This is a genomic window from Nonomuraea sp. AD125B, assembly GCF_041402765.1.
GTDB classification, from domain to species: domain Bacteria; phylum Actinomycetota; class Actinomycetes; order Streptosporangiales; family Streptosporangiaceae; genus Nonomuraea; species Nonomuraea bangladeshensis.
Genome location: NZ_JBGLOU010000048.1, coordinates 1 through 1037 on the forward strand (window position 1 = coordinate 1; position 1037 = coordinate 1037).

Here is a 1037-nt window from a genome sequence, read left to right on the forward strand (position 1 = left end):
TGTCTCGTCAGTGCCACGACTTCGGCGGTGTGCTTGAGCCCCGCTACATTGTCGGCGCAGAATCACTTGACCAGTGAGCTATTACGCACTCTTTCAAGGGTGGCTGCTTCTAAGCCAACCTCCTGGTTGTCTCTGCGACTCCACATCCTTTCCCACTTAGCACACGCTTAGGGGCCTTAGTCGGTGATCTGGGCTGTTTCCCTCTCGACTACGAACCTTATCGCCCGCAGTCTCACTGCCACGCTCTCACTTACCGGCATTCGGAGTTTGGCTGACGTCAGTAACCTTGTCGGGCCCATCGGCCATCCAGTGCTCTACCTCCGGCAAGAAACACGCGACGCTGCACCTAAATGCATTTCGGGGAGAACCAGCTATCACGGAGTTTGATTGGCCTTTCACCCCTACACACAGATCATCCCCCAGGTTTTCAACCCTGGTGGGTTCGGTCCTCCACCCAGTCTTACCTGAGCTTCAACCTGCCCATGCGTAGATCACTCCGCTTCGGGTCTACAGCATGCGACTCAAACGCCCTCTTCAGACTCGCTTTCGCTACGGCTCCCCCACACGGGTTAACCTCGCCACACACCATAACTCGCAGGCTCATTCTTCAAAAGGCACGCAGTCACATCACACACCAGCAAGCTGATGTAAGCTCCTACGGCTTGTAGGCACACGGTTTCAGGTACTATTTCACGACCCCTCACCGGGGCACTTTTCACCTTTCCCTCACGGTACTCGTGCACTATCGGTCACCAGGGAGTATTTAGGCTTACCAGGTGGTCCTGGCAGATTCACACAGGATTTCTCGGGCCCCGTGCTACTTGGGATCCCCTCCAGAAGCCTTCAAGGTTTCGTCTACCCGGCTCTCACGGTCTACGGCAGCCCTTCCCAGAGCTTTCAACTACCCCAAAGGTTTATAACTTCTTGCGGTTCCGGCAGAAACCACCAGAGGGTCCCACGACCCCGGACATGCAACGCCTGCCGGCTATCACACACGCCCGGTTTAGCCTCATCCGCTTTCGCTCACCACTACTCAC

At 56.2% G+C, this 1037-nt stretch carries 1 rRNA gene; it reads right to left on the minus strand.

Annotated elements, in window-relative coordinates:
* A 23S ribosomal RNA gene (locus tag ACBR40_RS47065) occupies positions 1–1037 on the minus strand; the annotation flags it as partial.